The sequence below is a fragment of the Pseudomonas sp. NPDC087029 genome, from assembly GCF_044745345.1.
Classification (GTDB): Bacteria; Pseudomonadota; Gammaproteobacteria; order Pseudomonadales; family Pseudomonadaceae; genus Aquipseudomonas; species Aquipseudomonas faucium.
In genome coordinates this window covers 1,846-3,064 of sequence record NZ_JBIVAB010000028.1, presented here as the reverse complement: position 1 = coordinate 3,064, position 1,219 = coordinate 1,846, and the positions used below count along the sequence as shown (strand labels likewise).

The window sequence follows — 1,219 nt, the reverse complement described above, 5'->3', positions numbered from 1 at the left end:
TGCGAATTTTCGGCGAATGTCGTCTTCACAGTATAACCAGATTGCTTGGGGTTATATGGTCAAGTGAAGAAGCGCATACGGTGGATGCCTTGGCAGTCAGAGGCGATGAAAGACGTGGTAGCCTGCGATAAGCTTTGGGGAGTCGGCAAACAGACTGTGATCCAGAGATCTCTGAATGGGGGAACCCAGCCAGCACAAGCTGGTTATCTTGTACTGAATACATAGGTGCAAGAGGCGAACCAGGGGAACTGAAACATCTAAGTACCCTGAGGAAAAGAAATCAACCGAGATTCCCTTAGTAGTGGCGAGCGAACGGGGACCAGCCCTTAAGTTGGTTTGAGATTAGTGGAACACTCTGGAAAGTGTGGCCATAGTGGGTGATAGCCCCGTACACGAAAATCTCTTATCAATGAAATCGAGTAGGACGGAGCACGAGAAACTTTGTCTGAACATGGGGGGACCATCCTCCAAGGCTAAATACTACTGACTGACCGATAGTGAACCAGTACCGTGAGGGAAAGGCGAAAAGAACCCCGGAGAGGGGAGTGAAATAGAACCTGAAACCGTATGCGTACAAGCAGTGGGAGCCTACTTTGTTAGGTGACTGCGTACCTTTTGTATAATGGGTCAGCGACTTATATTCAGTGGCGAGCTTAACCGAATAGGGGAGGCGTAGCGAAAGCGAGTCTTAATAGGGCGTTTAGTCGCTGGGTATAGACCCGAAACCGGGCGATCTATCCATGGGCAGGTTGAAGGTTAGGTAACACTGACTGGAGGACCGAACCGACTACCGTTGAAAAGTTAGCGGATGACCTGTGGATCGGAGTGAAAGGCTAATCAAGCTCGGAGATAGCTGGTTCTCCTCGAAAGCTATTTAGGTAGCGCCTCATGTATCACTGTAGGGGGTAGAGCACTGTTTCGGCTAGGGGGTCATCCCGACTTACCAAACCGATGCAAACTCCGAATACCTACAAGTGCCGAGCATGGGAGACACACGGCGGGTGCTAACGTCCGTCGTGAAAAGGGAAACAACCCAGACCGTCAGCTAAGGTCCCAAAGTCATGGTTAAGTGGGAAACGATGTGGGAAGGCTTAGACAGCTAGGAGGTTGGCTTAGAAGCAGCCATCCTTTAAAGAAAGCGTAATAGCTCACTAGTCGAGTCGGCCTGCGCGGAAGATGTAACGGGGCTCAAACCATGCACCGAAGCTACGGGTATCAT

General features: G+C 50.5%; 1 rRNA gene (cut by a window edge). It reads left to right on the top strand.

Annotated features, from left to right (window positions below):
- The first annotated feature begins 57 nt into the window (after positions 1–57).
- Positions 58–1,219 (top strand): 23S ribosomal RNA (locus tag ACIPG5_RS25210) (it continues 1,823 nt past the right edge of the window).